The 1,216-nt window shown below is 72.0% G+C and carries 1 protein-coding gene; it reads left to right on the plus strand.

Annotation, left to right across the window (positions count from 1 at the left end; translation table 11 throughout):
* On the plus strand, positions 1–1,216 hold a 1,216-nt coding region (locus tag ABZ078_RS44425; RefSeq protein WP_356584406.1), incomplete at both ends, for a type I polyketide synthase.

Consider the following 1,216-nt stretch of genomic DNA (forward strand, 5'->3'; position numbering starts at 1 on the left):
CAGCGCGTCATCCGCGCCGCCCTGGCCAACGCCGGGCTGTCGACCGGTGACGTGGACGCGGTCGAGGCCCACGGCACCGGCACGACCCTCGGGGACCCGATCGAGGCGCAGGCCCTGATCGCCACCTACGGCCAGGACCGGGAACGCCCGCTCTGGCTCGGGTCCGTCAAGTCCAACATCGGGCACACCCAGGCGGCCGCCGGTGTCGCGGGCGTGATCAAGATGATCGAGGCGATGCGTCACGGTGTGCTGCCGCGGACGCTGCATGTCACCGAGCCGACGCGCGAGGTGGACTGGTCGGCGGGCGCGGTGGAGCTGTTGACCGAGGTGCGGGAGTGGCCGGAGACGGGAGAGCCGCGCCGGGCGGGTGTCTCGTCCTTCGGCGTGAGCGGCACGAACGCGCACGTGATCCTGGAGCAGGCGCCGGAGGTTGAGCGGGCGGCTGTGGTGGAGCCGGTGGCGGTGCCGTGGGTGCTGTCCGCGCGGAGTGCGGAGGCCCTGCGGGAGCAGGCGGCGAAGCTGCTTGCCCATCTTGGGGGCGAGTCGGAGTTCTCTCCGGTGAATGTGGGCTTCACGCTGGCGGGGCGGGCGCGGTTCGAGCACCGGGCGGTTGTGGTCGGCCGTGAGCGGAGTGAACTCCTCGCCGGGCTTGGTGACGTGAACGCCGGAACGGGTTCTGGTGGCCGGGTGGTGTTCGTCTTCCCGGGTCAGGGTGCGCAGTGGGCCGGGATGGGCGTGGGACTCCTCGACTCCGCCCCGGTGTTCGCTGAGCGGTTCGCCGAGTGTGCCCAGGCGTTGGCCGAGTTCGTGGACTGGGATGCGGAAGCGGTCCTGCGGGGCGCTTCGTCGTTGGAGCGCGTCGATGTGGTGCAGCCGCTGTCGTGGGCGGTGATGGTGTCCCTGGCGGCGCTGTGGCGTTCCTACGGCGTCGAGCCCGCCGCTGTGATCGGTCACTCGCAGGGTGAGATCGCTGCCGCGTGCGTCGCGGGCGGGCTGACCCTGCGCGATGGCGCCCGCGTGGTCGCCCTGCGTTCGCAGGCGATCGCGGCGAGCCTGGCCGGTGACGGTGGCATGGTGTCCCTGGCCCTCAGTGCGGAGCAGGCTGCCGAGCGGATCGCCGGCTGGGACGGTCGTATCGAGATCGCGGCACTCAATGGCCCGGCCTCGGTGGTCGTCGCGGGCGAGCCGCAGGCTCTGGATGAGCTGATCGCTGCTT

Origin of the sequence: Streptomyces sp. NPDC006385, from assembly GCF_040612485.1 — a bacterium.
Classification (GTDB): Bacteria; Actinomycetota; Actinomycetes; order Streptomycetales; family Streptomycetaceae; genus Streptomyces.